The sequence below is a fragment of the Kineococcus auxinigenes genome, assembly GCF_050871525.1.
GTDB lineage: Bacteria > Actinomycetota > Actinomycetes > Actinomycetales > Kineococcaceae > Kineococcus.
The window spans coordinates 1-893 of the sequence record NZ_JBKBCT010000145.1 but is presented as its reverse complement, the minus strand read 5'-3'; the positions used below and the strand labels follow the sequence as shown (position 1 = coordinate 893).

1 protein-coding gene is annotated in these 893 nt (G+C 73.5%); it reads right to left on the bottom strand.

The features are described from left to right. The coding region (locus ACRYR9_RS19685) for a dihydroxyacetone kinase subunit DhaK (RefSeq protein WP_432499187.1) at positions 1–893 on the bottom strand (893 nt) is incomplete at both ends.

Here is an 893-nt window from a genome sequence, read left to right as displayed (position 1 = left end):
GACAACGTCGCAGCGGCCCCCGCGCCGGCGTCGGCGGCCACGCGCGCCGCGGCCGCAGCAGCGACCGAGCCGTTGACCATGCCGGTGCCGTGATCACCGTCCCCGGCGATCGCGTCGATGCGGCCCAGCTCGGCCTCGGCGTCCTTGAGCACGTCGCGCACGGCCTCGATCAGGTCCGCGACCTTCCGGCCGGCCCGTTGGGCCTCCTGCGGGGTGCCGGAGTAGTCCGCCACCTCGTCCTCCGGCGCGACGTAGCGCGGGGCCGGGGTGGTCTCGATGGTCGCACCGACGGACAGCGCGGGGCACTGCGCCGGCGCGGTCCACAACTGCTCAAGCTCCTCGTCCAGCCAGGTCACGGTCAACGAGGCGCCGGCCATGTCCAGCGAGGTGACCAGCTCACCGACCTGCGGGGCGACGATCTCGTACCCGGCCGCACGCAAGCGCTGCGCGATCGGGGCGTAGAGCAAGAACAGCTCCTCGTACTTCGTCGAGCCCAGCCCGTTGACCAGGACCGCGAGCTTGCCGCCCTCGGGCGCGCCGGCGGGCTTGCCGCCCAGGACCTTGCCCACCAGCAGCTCGGCGATCTGCTCCGGAGTGCCGATGGGCTCCTCCGAGATGCCCGGCTCGCCGTGGATGCCCAGCCCGACGCCCATGTGGCCCTTCGTGACCGTGAACAGCGCCTCGCTCTCGCCGGGCAAGGTGGGCCCGGCGAAGGCGATGCCCATCGAGCGGGTCAGCTCGTTGGCCTTGCGCCCGGCGGCCACCACCGCGTCGAAGTCGTACCCGGCCTCGGCGGCCGCACCGGCGATCTTGAAGGCGACCACGTCACCGGCGATGCCGCGGCGATCCCCGTTCGCGCCCTGCCCCTCGCTGGCCACGTCGTCGGTGACCAC